The organism is Holzapfeliella sp. JNUCC 80, from assembly GCF_053667655.1.
In genome coordinates this window covers 199321-219274 of record NZ_CM132205.1, presented here as the reverse complement: position 1 = coordinate 219274, position 19954 = coordinate 199321, and the positions used below count along the sequence as shown (strand labels likewise).

Here is a 19954-nt window from a genome sequence, read left to right as displayed (position 1 = left end):
TATGCTTAAAGAATTTAAACAATTTATTTCTCGTGGGAATGTTTTAGACTTAGCCATTGGGGTCTTAATTGGTAGTGCCTTTTCTGGCATCGTTACCTCATTAACTAAGAATCTTTTGAATCCGTTTATTGGTTTATTCCTAGGTCAAATCGATCTATCAAATCTTCATTTTTCAATCGGAAGTGCTAACTTCTTAGTTGGTCAATTCTTGAACGATGTGATTGCCTTCTTGATTACAGCCTTCGTTGTCTTCTTGATTGCAAAAGCATTCAATAGTCTTAGAAAGAAAGAAGAAGAAAAACCAAAAGCTGCTCCAAAACCAAGTCAAGAAGAAGTATACTTACAAGAAATTCGCGACTTGTTGAAACAACAAAACAAATAATGCTAACAAAAAAGCTTACTGATTTTACTCAGTAAGCTTTTTTAAATTGACTTATTTTTTCTTTGATTGAAAACGTGTTTGAAATAATGGACTTACGGGTTCATCTTCGTAAATACGTTTAATCGCTTCTCCAATTAGCGGACCTACAGAAACTTGAACCATTTTATCGATCATTTTTTCTTGTGGTAGGTTAATTGAATCTGTCACAACAAGTTGTTTGATTGCAGAGTTTGCAATACGATCAGTTGCTGGACCTGATAAAACTGGGTGAGTACAACTTGCATAAACTTCAGTTGCACCAGCATCTTTCAATGCTTGAGCAGCTAAAGTAATTGTACCTGCAGTATCAATCATGTCATCAATAATGATAGCTCTTTTACCTTTAACATCACCAATAATATTCATCACTTCAGCCACATTAGCTTTAGGACGACGTTTATCGATAATTGCGATTGGGGCTTTTAAGAATTCTGCTAAACGACGAGCACGAGGAACACCACCGTGGTCAGGAGACACAACAACTGTGTTTTCATCTAAATGTTGATTTAAGAAGTAATCAGCAAGTAATGGGGCACCCATTAAGTGATCCACAGGTAGGTCGAAGAATCCTTGAATTTGAGCAGCATGTAAATCTAGTGCTAATACACGATCTGCACCTGCTTTTTGAATCATATTAGCAACTAATTTAGCTGTAATAGGTTCTCTTGAGCGTGATTTACGGTCTTGACGAGCGTAACCATAGTAAGGAATTACCAAGTTAATACTGTTAGCTGAAGCACGGCGTAGTGCATCAATCATAATCAATAATTCCATCAAGTTATCGTTTACAGGTGCGCTTGTTGACTGCACAATAAAGACTTCTGAACCACGAACGGATTCGTCAATATTGATTTGAATTTCTCCATCACTAAAGCGTCTTACACTAGATTTTCCTAGTTCTAAACCAACTGTATCTGCAATTTTTTGTGCTAAAGGTTGATTTGAATTTAATGCAAAAAGTTTCATCTTTTTATCTGAATACTGATCTGTCATTTTTTCCTCCACTTTTCTTACAATCCAAAAGACATAATACCAAAATTAGACTAAAAAATAAACTAATTCTAGTTCCAATCTGGATTTTGTGCTAATGGTAGTCGTTTCCAAAAGTCTTCTTTGTTTGTTTGTTTTTGTCGTGCAATACCCATGGCATGTTTTGGCACATCTTTTGTAATCGTTGAACCCGCTGCAACAAAAGCATGGTCTTCAATATTAACAGGCGCCACAATGCTTGAACTACTACCAATAAAGCTATGAGAACCGACTGTTGTATGGAATTTTTGGACACCATCATAATTAACAAAAACAACACCACAGCCGATATTAATATGATCTTCTAAAGTTGCATCCCCAACGTAAGTCAAGTGGCCAACTTTAGTATGTTCACCAATTACGGCTTTTTTGATTTCAACAAAATTACCAATATGGGCATATTCTTTAATATGCGATTGAGGACGTAAATGCGCGTATGGACCAGCATCTGTATGACTTTCCATCACTGAATCTTCAATTGTTGAAGACTTAACTGTAACATTATCTGCAATCTTGCTATTTACAATTTTTGAGCCTGTTGTAATCACGCAAGATTCACCAATTGTCGTTTGCCCTTGCAAATAAACACCTGGTTCAATCACTGTATCAGACCCAATTTCAACATCAACATCAATATATGTATTTTCAGGATCGATAATGGTTACACCATTTAATAAATGTTTCTTGTTAATACGGTTTCGCATCACTTTAGTTGCTTGACTTAAAGCTAAACGGTCGTTAACTCCCATTGATTCATCAAAATCTGACATTTGATAAGCTGAAATTACTTCACCTTGAGATTTCAAAATTTCAATCACATCAGTGATGTAATATTCATTTTGTGCATTATCGTTGGTTACTTGACTTAAAGCATCAAATAGTGCTTGATTATCAAAACAGTAAACACCTGTGTTAATTTCATCAATTCTCTTTTCAGCTTCTGAAGCATCTTTTTGTTCAACAATCTTAATCACTTCATTGTCTTCATTACGAATAACACGACCATAGCCTGATGGGTTAGGGGCTTTTGCTGTTAAAACTGTTGCTTTTGCGTGAAGTTGTTGATGAGAATCAAATAACTTTTCAAAAGTTTCAGCTGTTAATAACGGCGTATCACCATTAGCCACAATAGTGCTACCCGTTTTATCTTTGAGCAGCTCTGAAGCCTGCATTACCGCATGACCTGTTCCCAATTGCTCTGCTTGTAAAACGTATTGTGTGCGGTCACCTAACGCCTTTTTAACTTCATCAGCACCATGACCAACAACCGTTACAATGTTTTGTGGGTCAAGTTTTTCAACTTGTGTCAAGACGTGGTCAACCATACTACGACCTAAAATTTCGTGTAAGACTTTGTAACGTTTTGACTTCATTCTGGTTCCTTGACCAGCAGCCAAAATAATAATATTTTTTTGATCCATTGGATTAGCTCTCCTCTTCTGTTATCTGACTCACTTGTTTGGTCCTTGACCATCTTTCATAAAATAAAACGGGCGATGGCTTAAACGCTTGCCAAACCAAATAGCCGACAAATAATAAATTCAGAAACAACATAAAAATTGATAGGAAATAAAGTTGCGTCAACTTATCTTCAGTAATTCTTCCCGACAGCGATAACACATAAGGTGTGGCAACTGTCATGAACGGGATAATAACACCATATAATTCAAATTGACGAAAAATCAATTGCCAAAAGCCAGGTTTTGTTCCGTCTCTGGCATCAACTATTTTTATTTTAACGGCCCATTTTCCTATAGTCTGTCCCTTGATTAAAGGTATTAAAACAAACAAAATAACTCCCGCCAAAAAATTAGCTACAATTGAGTGATTAGCTATTTGTGCCATTTTTAAAACAATTGCTATAGCTGAAGCCATTATGCCCAGAATAATCATATCTGTCACAAAAGCAACCGCACGGCGAATAAGCGATACCTTATTCTTTAAAGAGCCTGCTTTTTGTGACAATTTGTCTTGAGTTGGGAATAAAAATGTCACTGCTGGCGTCAGTACATAACCAAAAATCGCACCTAACGTATTCAATAACAAATCATCAACGTCAAACAAACGATAAGACCTTGGATAAATACCATAAAGCCCCGTTAACTGTGTCAGTTCAAAGAATAATGATAGTAAAAATCCCAGCACTAAAACTTGCTTGAAGCTTCGTTTAAAGTAATACCTGAGATAAACACCAAATGGAATCGTTAGGAACAAGTTGAATAAAGGTTGAATGAAACTAGCACTTTTAAGTGTTTGCAAATAAGTTTGCGGTTTACTTAAAATCAAAGGTGTTTCATTTTTGAATTCTGTTACGAATTGAAATAAGTGTAGGTTATAAGTTGGCGTTTTGAGGTTTGCCACTGCCTGAATGTCAGGCAACGGTAAAATAATCAAACAATAGGCCACTAGCATATAGAAGACAAACGAGTAAATCATAATTCCGCGCCAAAAAACAAAGGCCTGGTACTTATGATATTGTCTAATAAATACTGGGAGTGAAATAATTAAAGCTAAAATTGGAAATAATAAAACAGCTGTTTTAATGACTTGTACATATCCCAATTAGAACACCTCGAAATTCGTTCTTTCAATAACATTTCCAGGATTAACTTTAATTTCTTTGTTTGCTGGATCAACTTCTTCAAGATTCAATAACGAAACATAATCTGCAACTGATTTTTCAGAAGACTTAGCTTCACATAAAACAGAGATACCACTCACATTAGCATCAAACTCGTTAACAAGGTTAACCATACCATTAATGGTACCGCCACCCTTCATGAAGTCATCAACAATTAGCACGTTTGAGTGTGGCTTTAAGCTACGCTTAGCTAATTCCATTTTTTCAAAACGAGTGCCTGAACTGGAAACATAGTTCACACTAATAGTTGGGCCCTCTGTAATTTTTGGCTTTCTTCTAACAATAACGTACGGCACATTTAAGAAGCTAGCAACTGCAGCAGCTAATGGCGCACCTTTTGTTTCAACAGTCATCACAACATCAATATCACTAAAAGCAAAATGTGTCGCAATTAACTTACCAATTGCTTGTAAAAGTTGAGGATTACCAATAATATCTGATAGATATAAAAAACCACCAGGTAAAATTCTTTCTTCATCATCAACATTTTTAATCAATTCTTCAACCAAATTGATTGCGTCTACTCGTCCCATAAATGGAATGTAACGCACACCTCCAGCAGCACCAGCTATTGTCTGTAGGTAGCCGTTTTGGTTCGTTGCCAAAGTCTTTCTTAGAATAGAAAGATCTTCACTGATTGATGATTTGGCAGAATCATACTTGTTCGCAAAAAAAGGTAGCGAAATCAGCGTGTGTGGTTTTGATAAAAGATATTGCGTCATATCAATAAGACGTTCTGATCGTTTCATAAAATGTGCCTCCGTATATATTTCTGTATCAAGGATACCGCAAAACAAAAAAAACCACTAGTAATTCTATAAAATTACTAATGATTGTTCGGGAAAATTTAAGCGTCTTGAACAACTTCAAATTCCAATTTTATATTTTCAGTTAATAAGTCAGTATAGCTGTAAGTAGCTCTTTCAAAGTGATTTTCTTCTTGGTCCAAATCAACCAAAAATACTGATGGGTAAGTTTTAGTTAGTGTTCCTTTACGTCGAGTAATCTTCTTACGACCGGCTTGCGCCACAACTGTAATATCTTCACCAATATGGTCTTCAAGCTGTTGCTTAATCTTTTGTAATGTCATTAGCATATATTCACTCTCCCCTGCAACACTATTATAGCGAATTTGTCAAGGGATAGCAAATTTTTAGTCTCAAACTATATAATTTTACCCGAAAGAAAGACAATTAGTCAACTGAATAAAGTCATTAATTGTTAATTGTTCAGCACGATATTTTTCAGGAATGTTCGCATTATTTAAGATTTCTTTAATATCTTCCGGAGACTTACCTTTTGAACCAAACGCTTGCTTCAAATTATTATAAATTGTTTTACGTCTTTGTTTGAAACAGGCATTAACAACTTCATCAAACAATTGATGATCAAATTCAACATCTTGATATTTATCACCTTTTAGTCTTAGATTTAAAATAGCAGAAGTCACTTTAGGTGCTGGGTTAAATGATTTGGGTGGTACTGTAAAACTAATTTCAGGATCACCAACCATTTGAACTGCAATTGATAATGGCCCCCAGTTCTTTGAACCGTGGTCAGCAACAATCCGATCAGCAACTTCTTTTTGCATTAATACTGTCATCGAAGTCAGTTTCAATGGGCTATCTAATAGCTTAAACATAATCGGTGTTGTGATGTAGTAAGGTAAGTTAGCAACGATTTTAACTGGTTTATCTAAGTCAAAGTACGACGATAATTCTTTTTCTAAATCTGCTTTTAGGACGTCTTGATTAATAATAGCCACGTTGTCGTACTCGCCTAACACATCATCTAAAACCGCGATAAAGCGTTGGTCAATTTCAAAACTAACGACTTTACAGCCTGTTTCAGCAAGCTGTTGCGTAATAGAACCAATTCCAGGTCCTACTTCAAGTACTTGATCTTCAGGTGTTATTTCAGCACTCTCAACAATGTTTTCTAATACATTTAAATCGGTTAGAAAGTTTTGTCCTAAACTTTTCTTTGCTCTCAAACCGTAATCATGAATAATTTGTGATGTCTTAATCGGATCACCGATGGGTAAACTCTTCATATTTCTCCTTCACTTTTTGCATTGCGTTTTCAAATTCTTCTTTTGTAATTTGAAATGTCGCACATTTTTTCTCTAATTGTTTGGCATTCCCGTAACCAATTTTTAACTGATTACCTAGTTGTTCTCTTAAAAATCGCGCATTAGGTCCAAAAACTAACCCATGCTCTATTAAATCATGGCGCGATACTTCAGGTTCATAAAGTTGTTGTGTCAAACGCGCACCCTTTAAAGCTTCAAGCAATGACGCTTTTGAAGCGTGTTCAATCCCTAAACTCCCACCAGACTTTTGTGGAACAGCTTTATCACGCGGCAAAAACGCCTGCTTAGCTTTGGGCAGGCGTTCTAAAATTTTTTTTCGAATTTTTTCACCATTAAAGTCGGGATCGGTCAAAACAATGACCCCAGTCTTATGATAAGCCGTCTCAATCTGGTCTAAAATTGAATCTGAAATCGCAGATCCTTGAGTTTGAATCGTCTTGATACCTGGAAAATAAAGATTCAATCGCTTGATATCATCTTTTCCTTCCACAACAACCACTTCTTCAATTTTAAATTCAGTCAAGATTATAAAATTTCAACGTATTACGATAAGTTGCATCTGCAACTTCTTCTACGTCGATTCCTTTCAATTCACTAATTGCTTTGGCTACATAGTAAGTATAACCTGGTTCATTTTGCTTACCACGATAAGGTGTTGGTGTTAGATATGGCGCATCTGTTTCAACCATCATTTTATCGAGCGGTGTTTGAATCACTGATTCATGAACTTCTTTGGCGTTTTTAAAAGCAGCTACACCACTGTAAGAAACATTCAATCCAAGGTCTAAATACTGTTGTAGTTGATCAGGGCTACCATTAAAACTATGGATAACACCACCATAAGTGTCAACTTTACCGAAATTTTTCAAAATCGCATAAGTATCTTCAAATGCATCCCTTGTATGAATAGATACTGGTAACTTCATGTCATATGCCAACTGCAATTGACGTTCGAAAACCTCATGTTGTGTTGAACGTTTTGAAGCATCCCAGTGATAATCTAGTCCAATTTCGCCAACTGCAACTGTTTTTTCTTTTTGAAGCAAATCTTTTAAAACTGCTTCTTCTTGTTCATTGTATAGTTTTGCATCATCTGGGTGAAAACCAACTACTGCATAAAGCGGGTCAAACTCTTCACTCAGCTCAACTGCACGTTGATTCATGTCCGGATTTGACCCAATAATGGCCATATCCGTAACCGTTAAATCTTTTGCACGTTGAATATACTCTGCCTCTTTACCTAAAAAAGGCGTATCGTTTAAATGCGTATGTGCATCAAATAATTTCATTATCCGATTTCAGCTCCGTTTTCGTGTGAATCATCCACAATTGCTAATTGCACTTTTTTGCCTTTTTCACTAGAAAGCAACATTCCTTGGCTCATTTGACCAAAAATCTTACGTGGTTTCAAGTTAATAACACCAATTACTTTCTTGCCTTTTAATTCTTGTTCTTCAGGATAGAAGTTAGCAATTCCAGATAGTATTTGACGTGGTTTTTCTTCGCCAAAATCAAGTTGGAATTTAAGTAATTTGTCAGAACCTTCTACTTTTTCAACTTCTAATACCTGTCCAACTCTCATTTCAACTTTAATAAAATCATCAAATTGAATTTCGTTGTCAGTTACTTTTTCCTCGTTTTTTGCAGACGCTTGTTTCTTTTGTGAACGACTTTGTTTTTTATCTTTAGAGTTGGCCATTTGATCTTTGATGTATTTAATTTCAACTTCTTTTTCAAGTCTTGGGAAGATAGGTGTTGCTTTAGTTGCCACAACGTGACCCCAGTCATAAGCACCAAATGCTAGTTCATGAGCTGATTTTGAATCTTCTGAAAGACCTAGTTGTTCAAAAATCTTGTGAGGTGTTTGTGTCATAATTGGTTTAATTAATAATGCAATTAAACGTAAGCTTTCAGCTAAGTGTGACATCACATCTTTTAGTTCATCTGCTTTATTTTCGTCTTTTGCTAGCACCCAAGGTTGTGTTTCATCAATGTATTTGTTAGCACGACGTACGAATTCAAAAACAGTATCTAAAGCTTTTGAGAAATGGAAACTGTTCATTAATTCATCGTATTTAGCAATTGTTTCAGTTGCTTTTTCTTCAAGTGAAGCATCAAAATCAGTTAGATGTTCACCAAGTGGTTGTACGTATCCTTGATGGTACTTGTTAATCATTGAAACTGTACGGTTTAACAAGTTTCCTAGGTCATTAGCTAAATCGTAGTTCACGCGTTCAACGAAATCTTCAGGTGTAAAGATACCATCATTTCCAAATGGAATTTCACGCATTAAGTAGTAACGTAGAGCATCTAAACCAAAACGGTTCACAATCATTTCAGGGTAAACAGCATTTCCTTTTGATTTAGACATTTTACCGTCTTTCATCAAGACCCAACCGTGACCAAAAATTTGTTTTGGTAGTGGTAAGTCTAGTGCCATCAACATAATTGGCCAGTAAATTGTGTGGAAACGAACAATTTCTTTTCCAACTAAATGCACATCAGCAGGCCAGAATTTGTCATATAATTTGTGATCATCTGAACCATAACCAAGCGCTGTGATATAGTTGGCCAACGCATCAATCCAAACGTAAACAACGTGTTTTGGATCTGAAGGGACTTTAATTCCCCAGTCAATTGTTGTACGTGTAACTGAAAGATCTTCAAGACCTGGTTTAATGAAGTTATTAATCATTTCGTTACGACGAGATTCAGGTTGAATAAATTCTGGGTGATTGTTGTAGTATTCAACTAAACGGTCAGCGTATTTACTCATTTTGAAGAAGTAACTTGGTTCCTTCACTAGTTCAACTTCATGTCCTGAAGGTGCTTTACCACCGATTACTTTACCGTTTTCATCACGATAAACTTCATCCAATTGTGATTCTGTAAAGTATTCTTCATCACTAACTGAATACCAACCTTCATATTCACCTAAATAGATATCACCTTGTGCGAGTAATTTTTCAAAAATTTGTTGCACACCTTTTTGGTGATCTTCATCGGTTGTACGAATGAAACGGTCGTAAGTGATATCTAACATTTCCCAAAGTTCTTTGTAGCTAGCAGCCATCTTATCAACATAAGCTTTTGGATTTGTTTTTTCTTTTTCTGCTTTTTCTTCGATTTTTTGCCCATGCTCATCTGTCCCTGTTAGGAAAAAGACATCGTAGCCTTTTTGACGTTTGTAACGTGCTAAAACATCAGCAACAACTGTTGTATAAGCATTTCCAATCGTTAGTTTTCCAGATGGGTAATAAATGGGGGTTGTGACGTAAAATGTTTTATCAGACATAGTTAAACTCCTTATTTATAATCGTTTACAGTATATCACAATCATAATTCTTCTTAATACTGCTCTTTTTTAGATATACTCCCAATTATAGCGATTTTTATTTCACAATGGCAAGGCTAACAAAAAAGATTGGCGAAATCGCCAATCTTTTTTAAATCAATTCGTCTTCATGTTTTAAATAACGTTTTTTTACAATTGTCACCAAAACAAAGTAAAGAACTAGCATTAATAACACAAAGAATAGATAAGTAATAGGTAGTAATTCAAATCCTAAGTCTTTCCCAAAATCTAAATAAGGAATAATTGTTCCAATAATTCCAGCCCCAATAGTTGAAACCATTAGTGGAAATGAAGCTTTAGTTTGAATAAAGGGAATGCGTTTATCACGAAGTGCATGAATCACCATTTCTTGTGTCCAAAGTGATTCAATAAACCACCCTGTGTTAAACATCATCATAAACTGTAATTGTTGTGCTTGATTCAAATCAAAATAAGTGTGACCTAACATTGCAGGTCCTAAAATAAAGAATAAAAATGCAAAAGTTAAAATATCAAACACTGAACTGGTTGGTCCAAAGTAAAACATAAATTTCTTAAGCCCTTTAGTTGACCAGCTACGTGGCGTTTCTAAATACTTTTCGCTCATGACATCAAATGGAATCGCCAAGCATGAAATATCGTAAATCATGTTCAATAGCAACAATTGCAAAGGTTGCATTGGTAAGAATGGTAAAAATAAACTTGCAAAAACAACTGAAAAGATATTCCCGAAGTTTGAACTTGAAGTCATCTTAATATACTTCATCGTGTTACCAAATACCTTACGTCCTAAACGAACTCCTGTATCCAATACCTTTAAGTCTTTTTTAAGTAGAATAACATCCGCTGATTCTTTGGCAATATCAACTGCCGTATCAACTGAAATCCCCACATCTGCTTCTTTCATCGCAGGTGCATCGTTAATGCCATCACCCATAAAAGCAACAGTATGACCATTAGCACGAAGCTGACGAATAATCATGCTTTTATGCGCAGGTGTTAACTTAACGAAAATATTATGAGACTCAACAATTTTAGCTAACTCGTCTGTCGATTTATCTTCTAGTTCTTGACCTGAATAAATCTTATCCACATTTAAGCCAACTTGTTTGGCAACAGCTCGCGTAATTAATTCATTATCACCTGTTAAAATTTTAACGTCAATACCATCAATTTTTAGTTGTTCTAGTGCTTGTTTAGTAGATTCTTTAGGTGGATCCAAGAATGATAAGTTACCCAAAATAATTAAATCACGTTCATCTGCAACAGAAAACGCTCCTGCTGGACGAGGATTTTTTTGATAAGCTAACAAAATTACGCGAAGACCGTCTTCATTCAAAGATTCAATTTGTTTTAAAATCTTATCACGCATGGTGTTATCAAGCTTTTTAACTTCACCATCAATTTCATAATAACGACTGACTTCTAGCATTTCTTCAGCCGCACCTTTAGTTACCAATAACCGTTCATCATCACTGTTTTCAACTACGACACTCATTCGACGACGTTTAAAATCGAATGGGATTTCATCAATTTTGCGATAATCAGACTTAATTTGGTCGGTGTCTAATTCTTTGCCAGCTTCTGCAATAATTGCTTTATCCATTAGGTTTTTTAAGCCCGTTTGATAATAGCTGTTCAAGTAAGCATAAGTTAAGACTTTAGGCTTTTCGGTGTGGTTTAAGTCATAGTGATACTCTAAGACAACCTTGTCCTGTGTTAATGTCCCTGTTTTGTCGGTTGTTAAAACTGTGGCAGAACCTAGGTTTTGAATCGCATCAATGTTCTTCATGATAGTGCCATGTTTTGACATTTCAACTGATCCTTTAACCAAGTTAGAGGTTACAATAACCGGCAACATTTCAGGCGTTAACCCAACAGCTGTGGCAATTGCAAAAATCAGCGCATCAAGCCAGCTCCCCTTCAACAAGCCATTAATCAAAAAAACGAGTGGTGCAACAACCAACATAAATCTGATTAATAACCATGAAGTTGATTGGATACCTTTATCAAAGGCTGTAACTTGTTTACTTTTTGTGGATAATTCACCTGCAATTTGGCCAAAGACAGTTTTTGAGCCAACTCCCACAACAACTCCTAAAGCACTCCCACTCACAATGTTAGTACCAGAATAAGCCATATTTTGATAACTTAAATAATCTTCATTATCTTTTGGCTTAGCTGTTGCAATTTTTTCAACTGGGGCAGATTCACCGTTTAATGAACTTGTACTAGCAAACAAATCTTTTGTTTGTAGCAAGCGCATATCTGCAGGCACCATATCACCAGCTGATAGTGAAATAATATCGCCAACTACCACCTTTTCGGTTGCAATTTCAAATGACTTACCTTGGCGAATAACATTAGTAGTCACTTGAATCATCTTCATCAAGCTATCCACAGCATTACTTGAACGACGACTTTGAAAGAAGCTCATCGATCCACTAATAATAACCATCAATAGCATGATAACTGTTGTCGCTACTGATCGATCTTGTGGTGCTGAAAAGACCCAATCCGTCATAAAGGATGCAATAGCTAATACGACTAACACGACAGTAAAGGGTGTCACAAAAGCCTCAATAAATTGTTTGACCTTAGTGTCACCGTTACCATGGGAAACTTTATTTTCACCATATTGTTCTTGATGATTAATTGCTTGCTCTTCGGATAATCCTGAAGAACTAGTATGCAACTCACTTAGAACTTCCTCGTTACTTTGGCGTGCATACAACTTGATTTTTTCAATCTGTTGTTGCATAACGCCATTTCTCTTTTTTTCTAACATGTTTGTCAACTTCCTTTCAAAAACAAAAGGCAAGTACTCAGCTATTTCTAGAAAACCCTTATATTTTGCCATGATACAAAATTAAATAAGGGGGTAAAATGTGACACATTGTACATTGAACACTCGCTCAGTTTTAACACTATATGGCGTTTACAAAAATTGTATAGCTATCTGGAAAAAGCCTTACTCCGACTATTTCTGTTTGACCCATTGGCATCTGTCGATGTTCTGGGCAATAGCGTATATCCATATAGGAGCCTCACCTAACTGTTCAGTTATCAGATTAGTTACGCTTGTGTAACTTACGTTCAATATATAGCGCTGGCAAGATGAAGTCAACTATTATCGGTTTATTTCACAAAATAAAAAACACCCATCTTAGATGAGTGTTTAAATACTGGCACCGCCGCCTCCTGATGAACCACCGCCACCAGAAAAACCGCCGCCACCTCCAGAAAATCCACCGCCAGATGAATTTCCTGAAGAGCCACCAAGTAGCATCCCTAGTAAGAAGCCAGTTCCACCGGAACCACCTCGACCAGAGCCGCCACCTCGCGAAATAAAAATAATGAAAATGATAATCATCACAATAATCGAAAAGATACCCGGTCCAGAATTGTCTGAACTATCTTTTTTAGCGTTTTCTCGGTATTTCTTGACTTTGTTTTGAACACCACTGTCCTGTAGTGACGTGAGCTGATATTCTTGATCAACAACCACACTTACTGCACTAAAGACGTTGTTCAATCCTTGGTCAATTGTCGCTTTGTCTTTTGATTTAAGCTTATCTTTTTCATTGAGTAAAATTTGTTTACTTAATGAATCGGGTAAAGCACCTTCAAGACCATAGCCGACTTCGATTCGAACATTTTGGCTACCTTCGTTATAACCAAAAAGAATCAAAACACCATTGTTATCGCTTTTATTACCTAAGCGCCACTTTTGAAATAAATCAGTAGCATAAGTGTTTAAATCACCTTCTGTTGAGTCAACAACAGCTACTGCAATTTGTGGTTTTTCTTTACTTGTTGAATAAAGTTGATTTTGATCTTCGATATTTTCTTTAGTCTTATCTGATAAAATATTTAATTCATCATAATAGGGTGTATTAGGGATGTTAATCATCGCATCCACAGTCGTTGTTTGCTGATTACTACTCAAAATAATCGCGATTAACGCCACCAATAATCCACTTAAAAGACTAAAATTAAGGCGTTTCACTGCCTTAAATTACTCTCATTGACTGTGGAAGAATCAAAGCTGCTGATGAGGATGATGATCCTGTTGTATTACCAAAGTCAACGGTTGGCGCAGTTTTGGCTTCATCAACTGCTTTAAAGTATGTTTTTGAGCCTAATCCCATCATATTAGCCACGATATTTTTAGGGAAACCAACAACTGTTTTGTTGTAAGTTGAAACAGCATCATTATAACGTTTACGTTCAGTTGCAATGCGGTTTTCTGTTCCTTCAAGCTGTGTCATTAAAGTTTGAACATTAGCGTTTGATCCCAATGTTGGATAATTTTCACCAATCACATTAATCAGTGTGCCAACAGATTGATCAAGTTGACCATTAGCATCCATTTTTTCTTGTGTTGATTTGGCATTTCCATAACTTGTACGTGCCTTAGCAATATCACCAAAAACTTTTTGTTCTTGTCCCATACTTCCCTTTACAGAGTTTACTAAGTTAGGGATTAAATCGTAACGGCGTTGCATTTGGTTTTCAACTTGTGCCCATTGAGAGTCCACATCTTGACTGCTTTTAGCAAGACTGTTGTAAGTTGAAATAAAGAAAATTGCAATCACAACAACTACTGCTAAAATACCCCATACCCATGGACTAACACGACGTTTGTTTTGATTCATAATAGAATATACTCCATTCTTTCAAAAATAATTCAATAAACTATGGTACTTAATTATACTTTAGTCACTCAAGCATGCAATTATTTTAACTTAATTTTGATAAATATTTAGAAATACGAGCAACAGCCTCTTCTAGTTGTGCCATGCTTGCAGCATAACTAATTCTAACGTAATTGTCATGCCCGAAGAATGCTTCACCTGGTGAAAATGCAACTTTTGCTTGATAAGCCAAATCTAAAGCAAATTCATAGCCATTTTGGTTAACTTGCTGAGGTAATTTAGCAAAAAAGTAAAACGCACCTGTTGGTAATTTGATTTCAAATCCTAGTTCAGATAACGCATGAATTAAATAATCACGACGTTTCAAATAATCAGCCTTCATATCTTCTGCATCAAATTCACCAGCTTCTAATGCTTCAATCGCTGCAATCTGAATGAAGGTTGGTGCTGTAACAACCGATAATTTATGCACCAAACTGATTTTCTTCATAATTTCACTTGGTGCAGCAATCATCCCAATTCGCCAACCAGTCATCGCATGTGATTTAGACAATCCATTGATTAAAATCGTCTGTTCTTTTAGTAATTCACCCATTGAAACATGATTGCTACCATAGGTTAATTCACTATAAATTTCATCACTAATCACAAAAATTTCATGTCTTTTAAAGACTTTAACTAGTTCATCTAACTCTTTTCGAGAATAAGTGACACCTGTTGGGTTATTCGGGTAGTTTAAAATAATCGCCTTTACTTTGCCTTTTGCGTTTTTTATCGCTTCTTCAACCCTGTCAGGTTTTAAAACAAAATTGTCTGCTGTTGTATCTAAAAATCTCACAACACCACCATTTGATTCAACAATTGGTGCGTATTGTGGAAAAATTGGCGTTGGAACGATAACTTCATCGCCTTCATTTAAGATAGCTGTCAAGCTATCATAAATGGCTTCACTAGCACCAACCGTTACCAAAACTTCCTCATTTGCATCATAGTGTGCGTTGTAGTGTTTAGCTAAAAATTTGGCAATAGCTTGTCTTAATTTTGGATTACCTTGAGGAGTCGTATAGTGTGATTCATTATCACGAATCGCTTGAATCGCTACTTCTTTAATGTGCTCGGGAGTATTAAAGTCCGGCTCTCCGACTGTTAATCGAATAACATCTTCAATTTGAGCCACTTCAGCGTTATAGTTCATCATAACCGAAGGTTTTACCCTGTCTAATCGACTATTCATATTTTGTTCTAAATTCATTGAACTTTATCCTTTCAAAACGAATTATAAACGGCAATACCTAAAAAAGGCATCAACATCTTCAGTATAACAAAGATTATGACACCTTTTTTATCATTAATTTATGAAATAGTCTATCTTATTTTGAAAAATAGTTGAACCCGATAGCTTCTCTAACTTCTTTAGCGGTTTGTTCAGCAATCGCATTCGCTTTTTTAGAACCTGCTTCAAGCATGTCATAAACTGCTTGTTTATTTTTTGCAAACTCTGCACGACGTTCACGAATTGGCGCTAATTCTTTTTCTAAAACTTCGTTTAGGTAACGTTTGATTTTGACATCACCCAAGCCACCTTTTTGGTAGTCAGCTTTTAGTTGTGCGACCTTTTCTTTATCTGAATCAAAAATATCTAAGTAAGTAAAGACCATGTTACCTTCAACATGTCCAGGATCTTCTACTCGAACGTGAGTTGGGTCAGTATACATTGACATTACTTTTTTAGTTAATTCTTCTTTTGAATCTGATAAGTAAATCGCATTACCCAATGATTTACTCATTTTGGCATTACCATCAAGACCTGGCAAGCGACCTTGTCCTTTTGGTGGTAGAACTGCTTCAGGTTCAACCAAAGTATCAACGCCATAAGTGTGATTGAATGTACGCACAATTTCACGTGTTTGTTCAAGCATTGGCGCTTGATCATCCCCAACTGGAACAGTTGTAGCTTTAAAAGCTGTAATATCTGCTGCTTGTGAAACAGGGTAGATTAAAAATCCAGCAGGTAGACTATCACCAAATCCTTTTTGTTTGATTTCAGCTTTAACTGTTGGGTTACGTTCAAGACGAGCTACTGAAACTAAGTCTAAGTAATAAGCTGTTAATTCATGTAATGCTGGAATTTGTGATTGTACAAAGATTGTTGATTTTTCTGGGTCTAAACCAACAGCTAAGTAATCTAATGCAACCTCAATCAAGCTATCTTTGATTTTTTGAGGGTTACGGGCATTGTCTGTTAACGCCTGTGTATCAGCAATCATAATGTAGGGATCATAATTACCACTATTTTGCATTCTGACACGGTTTTTAAATGAACCGATATAATGTCCTAAGTGCATTTTGCCTGTAGGACGATCTCCTGTTAATAAAACTTCTTTTTTAGTCATAAAATTTCCTCCTGATAATAAAAAACCGCTATATATTAAAAATTAATATATAACGGGACGAATTTATACGCGGTGCCACCAGTTTTAAAGTTACTATGTAACTTTCACTCTCGTTAGTAAAGTTAACGACACTTCTCTAATGAACAACTTTAGTCCATTCAGATAATCTATTTTGCAGTCTCTCACCTTCACTGCTCGCTTTGAAAAAAGTCAATTATCATACTACTCTAAACATTAGATAATTATTTATTAAGTTGTTAATATTGTAGCCACATCTTTTTAATTTGTCAAAATCTATTTAAAGATTCCCTAACTTACTATTTATTTAATTGTTAAATGGGTCTACAATGTTATAGTCATTTTATTTGTACAAGTTTTTAAGAAATGGGTGATTTTTTGACACAAAATAATGAAAAACAACAAGAACAACAACGTGTTGACTTTGTCGTTAACGAAGTTGATACACAATTAAAAGATACTCAAGAACAATTAGAAATTGCTTTTAAAGAACGTCGAAAAGTCGAATCTTCTTACGGTGATACAGCTAAAGTTAATACAATCGAAGTCGATGACCAAATGGAAACGAACGCTGCGATTCAACAACAAAAACAACTTGTTGCTTTAACCGTTGAAAGTGAAACAATTCTTGAAAATAAAGAAAAAAGTTTAAATCTACTTAAAAACACACCTTACTTTGGTCGAATTGATATTGATGAAGATGGTGAAAAAGAGTCACTTTACATTGGGACTTCTTCTTTAATTGACGATGATGGTGAGTTTCTCGTTTATGATTGGCGAGCACCAATCTCATCACTTTATTACAACGGGACTTTAGGAAATGCCAGTTACCGTACACCAACAGGACATCTAGCTGATGTTGAATTATTGAAAAAACGCCAATTTAAAATTGAAAACGGCCAAATCACTAAAATGTTTGATACTAATGAAACAGTCGGTGACGAAATGTTACAGGATGTTTTAAATGAAAACAGTGACACACATCTTAAAAATATTGTTGCCTCTGTTCAGCATCAACAAAACAAGATTATTAGAGATACCTCTTCTGACGTTTTAGTCGTGCAAGGGGTTGCCGGAAGCGGAAAGACGTCTGCTATCTTACAACGGATTGCTTATTTACTTTATCATTCACGAAGCGAAATTAATGCCGACCAAATCATTTTATTCTCACCTAATCATCTTTTCAGCCATTATATTTCTGAAGTTTTACCAAGCTTAGGTGAAAAAAATATGCGACAAGTCACCTTATCTGACTTCTTAATGAAACGTCATGAAGGATTTCGCATTGAATCGTTATTTGATCGTTTTGAACGTGATCAACATAATTTCCCACAAGCTGCTAAAGAAATCAGACAATTCAAAGAAAGTCTTAACCTCTATCAAGCACTTCAAGATTATCTCAAACGCACACCTAGTGATACTTTGGCTTTCAATGATTTAACTTTAAATGGTGAAGTTGTCATTAGCCAACAAGAAATTCTAAAAATTTATCAACAAACACCTCAAAAACTTGTTTTGAGTGAACGTTTTAGACAAACTAAAAACAACTTAATTGAACTTCTTAAAAAACGCGTAGCTGATCATGCAAAAAGTGATACCGTTGAAGAACAAGTTGAAAACTTATCTGATTCTGATTTTCACTACTATCATGAACAGTTCGTCAGCGATGATGAAACAATTGATGAAGAACGAGATATTTTGAATTATCAACTTGCCAAAGAAGATTATCAGCCATTATATGATGCAATTTACAATGACCTATTCATCGATAATTATCAGACCTACTTGCAATTCTTAAAGCAAGTTAACCTATCTTCAGTATCAAAAGAAGCATTTACTGAAATGATTATTTCAGTTGACCAAGATATTGAAAACCACTTTTTAAGAGTAGATGATGCCATTGCTATTTTGTATTTGCGTGATTTATTAACAGGATCTGGTCAAAACTTTGCTATTAAGCATTTATTCATTGATGAAATGCAAGATTATTCACCACTATTCATGGCTTATATTCGTCACTGCTTCCCAAAAGCAAAACTAACACTTTTAGGCGATTATAAACAAAATATCTTTACTTCGTACGATCAAGATACAAATACCTATGATCAAATACCTGAAATCTTTAAAAACGAATCCAAAACGTACATTGAACTTAACACCAGCTATCGTTGTTCTAAGCAAATTACTGATTTTGCTAAGGAACTTCTCGATAAAAATGATCATATTGAGTCATTTAGTCGGCAAGGTCCCGCTCCAAAAACTCACTTCTTAACTCAAAACGCACATGACATGACGCAATACGTCTCGCTAATTAATCGCCAACTTGAAAAGTATCCGATGGTTGCGATTATTACCAAAACTCAAAATCAAGCCGAAGCACTTTATCAAAAACTTAAAGCTCGAATTGATGTCAATCTACTGACTCAAGAAAGCCGTAGCCTTAAAAAAGGGCTCTGTATCTTACCTATTTATTTAGCTAAAGGACTTGAGTTTGACAGTGTCATTGTGGATAACGTTTCAAAAGAAAATTATCCACAACAAGGTGATCGCGAGATTTTATACACTATCGCCAGTCGTGCAATGCATGAATTGAACTTAGTTGTTCCGACACAACTACCCACATTTTTAGATAAACAAAAAGCTTAGCAAAAATTTGCTAAGCTTTTTTTAAAATAAAATAATTGTCATAATGGCATTAACTGCGAGTAAATAAACAGAGATACTCACGCGATATGTCCTTAAATAAACAAATGAGATAACGATTCCTATCAACCAATGTAATGTAAACAAAACAAATGACTGTGAAAAGTTTAAGATAGAAAAGATTAAGCCTGACATTACTAAACCTAATAGTGTATCAATTAACGTATTACGCTTAAAAAAGTAATTAAAGAAAAAGCCATTTACGATAAATCCTTGTAAAATTGACATCAATATTCCCTTAAAAACGATACTTGACCAAAATAAAGTTGTCGTAGCATTAGCTAAGTAAAAACTTTGAGGAGAAGTTAAGGCTAGATGCCCACCATATTGTTGAAATGATACATATAATCTAATCAAAGCAATAATCGCCGTTACAATCACAATTAACTTAATATGAACAGACCAAGAATCATACTCTCGCTTGAAAAAACGACGCTCTTCTAAAACAAACTGTCTTAAATAGAAGTAGCAAGACAAACCGAATATAACAATTAGACCAATGGTCCAAAACAAATGATTCGTACCATGTTCTATTGCTTGAGATTGAAAGAATAAATAAATGAAATAAATGATTAAATAAATAAAATAACGAGTTAAGTTTCCGATTTTTGAATTTGGGGTGTTCATTTTTAGCAACCTTTCGAAAAAAACTACCGCTATTATAT

Annotated in this window: 17 protein-coding genes and 1 riboswitch; of the genes, 2 read left to right on the top strand and 15 right to left on the bottom strand. The window is 35.3% G+C overall.

Annotated elements, in window-relative coordinates:
- The first annotated feature begins 1 nt into the window (after position 1).
- Positions 2–382 (top strand): large-conductance mechanosensitive channel protein MscL, encoded by a 381-nt coding sequence (mscL, locus tag JNUCC80_RS01055; protein WP_454143384.1) that lies wholly within the window; start codon positions 2–4, stop codon positions 380–382.
- Between the two features lie 51 nt (positions 383–433).
- Here the strand turns inward: mscL and JNUCC80_RS01050 are convergent, their stop codons facing one another.
- The 14 genes from JNUCC80_RS01050 to trpS all read right to left on the bottom strand — a co-directional run bounded on the left by JNUCC80_RS01050 (position 434) and on the right by trpS (position 16568).
- Positions 434–1414, bottom strand: a complete 981-nt coding sequence (locus JNUCC80_RS01050; RefSeq protein ID WP_454153056.1) for a ribose-phosphate diphosphokinase — start codon at positions 1412–1414, stop codon at positions 434–436.
- 68 nt (positions 1415–1482) lie between these two features.
- A complete protein-coding gene (glmU, locus tag JNUCC80_RS01045) occupies positions 1483–2871 on the bottom strand; it encodes a bifunctional UDP-N-acetylglucosamine diphosphorylase/glucosamine-1-phosphate N-acetyltransferase GlmU (protein WP_454153055.1) in 1389 nt (462 codons plus the stop codon).
- Positions 2872–2875: 4 nt separating this feature from the next.
- Positions 2876–4012, bottom strand: a complete 1137-nt coding sequence (locus JNUCC80_RS01040) for a VanZ family protein (protein ID WP_454153054.1) — start codon at positions 4010–4012, stop codon at positions 2876–2878.
- Positions 4013–4840 carry a pur operon repressor gene (gene purR / locus JNUCC80_RS01035; protein ID WP_454153053.1) on the bottom strand — a complete coding sequence of 276 codons (828 nt, stop codon included), beginning with the start codon at positions 4838–4840 and terminating at the stop codon, positions 4013–4015.
- A 98-nt stretch (positions 4841–4938) separates the two neighbouring features.
- Positions 4939–5187: a Veg family protein gene (locus JNUCC80_RS01030; RefSeq protein WP_339968861.1), complete on the bottom strand. Its 249-nt coding sequence runs from the start codon at positions 5185–5187 to the stop codon at positions 4939–4941.
- A gap of 78 nt (positions 5188–5265) precedes the next feature.
- Entirely contained in the window at positions 5266–6144 is an 879-nt protein-coding gene (gene rsmA, locus JNUCC80_RS01025; RefSeq protein WP_454153052.1) for a 16S rRNA (adenine(1518)-N(6)/adenine(1519)-N(6))-dimethyltransferase RsmA, read from the bottom strand.
- The gene (rnmV, locus tag JNUCC80_RS01020) at positions 6122–6706 is read right to left on the bottom strand and encodes a ribonuclease M5 (RefSeq protein ID WP_454143394.1); all 585 of its coding nucleotides are present in this window, start codon (positions 6704–6706) and stop codon (positions 6122–6124) included. The genes rsmA and rnmV overlap by 23 nt, the downstream gene beginning before the upstream one ends.
- Positions 6699–7472, bottom strand: coding sequence for a TatD family hydrolase (locus JNUCC80_RS01015; protein ID WP_454153051.1), 774 nt, complete (start codon positions 7470–7472; stop codon positions 6699–6701). Before JNUCC80_RS01015 ends, rnmV begins: the two co-directional genes overlap by 8 nt.
- Positions 7472–9478: a methionine--tRNA ligase gene (gene metG / locus JNUCC80_RS01010; RefSeq protein WP_454153050.1), complete on the bottom strand. Its 2007-nt coding sequence runs from the start codon at positions 9476–9478 to the stop codon at positions 7472–7474. The genes JNUCC80_RS01015 and metG overlap by 1 nt, the downstream gene beginning before the upstream one ends.
- A gap of 151 nt (positions 9479–9629) precedes the next feature.
- The gene (gene mgtA / locus JNUCC80_RS01005; RefSeq protein WP_454153049.1) at positions 9630–12305 is read right to left on the bottom strand and encodes a magnesium-translocating P-type ATPase; all 2676 of its coding nucleotides are present in this window, start codon (positions 12303–12305) and stop codon (positions 9630–9632) included.
- Between the two features lie 112 nt (positions 12306–12417).
- Positions 12418–12583, bottom strand: a riboswitch (M-box (ykoK) riboswitch).
- A gap of 112 nt (positions 12584–12695) precedes the next feature.
- Positions 12696–13487 (bottom strand): TPM domain-containing protein, encoded by a 792-nt coding sequence (locus JNUCC80_RS01000; RefSeq protein WP_454143402.1) that lies wholly within the window; start codon positions 13485–13487, stop codon positions 12696–12698.
- A gap of 43 nt (positions 13488–13530) precedes the next feature.
- Positions 13531–14175: a LemA family protein gene (locus JNUCC80_RS00995; protein WP_454143404.1), complete on the bottom strand. Its 645-nt coding sequence runs from the start codon at positions 14173–14175 to the stop codon at positions 13531–13533.
- 85 nt (positions 14176–14260) lie between these two features.
- Positions 14261–15427, bottom strand: a complete 1167-nt coding sequence (locus JNUCC80_RS00990) for an aminotransferase class I/II-fold pyridoxal phosphate-dependent enzyme (RefSeq protein ID WP_454153048.1) — start codon at positions 15425–15427, stop codon at positions 14261–14263.
- A gap of 118 nt (positions 15428–15545) precedes the next feature.
- Entirely contained in the window at positions 15546–16568 is a 1023-nt protein-coding gene (gene trpS, locus JNUCC80_RS00985) for a tryptophan--tRNA ligase (protein WP_454153047.1), read from the bottom strand.
- 396 nt (positions 16569–16964) lie between these two features.
- Here trpS and helD point away from each other — a divergent pair, with 396 nt between their 5' ends.
- Positions 16965–19232: an RNA polymerase recycling motor HelD gene (gene helD / locus JNUCC80_RS00980; protein WP_454153046.1), complete on the top strand. Its 2268-nt coding sequence runs from the start codon at positions 16965–16967 to the stop codon at positions 19230–19232.
- 21 nt (positions 19233–19253) lie between these two features.
- Here the strand turns inward: helD and JNUCC80_RS00975 are convergent, their stop codons facing one another.
- Positions 19254–19916 (bottom strand): hypothetical protein, encoded by a 663-nt coding sequence (locus JNUCC80_RS00975; protein ID WP_454153045.1) that lies wholly within the window; start codon positions 19914–19916, stop codon positions 19254–19256.
- Positions 19917–19954: the final 38 nt, after the last annotated feature.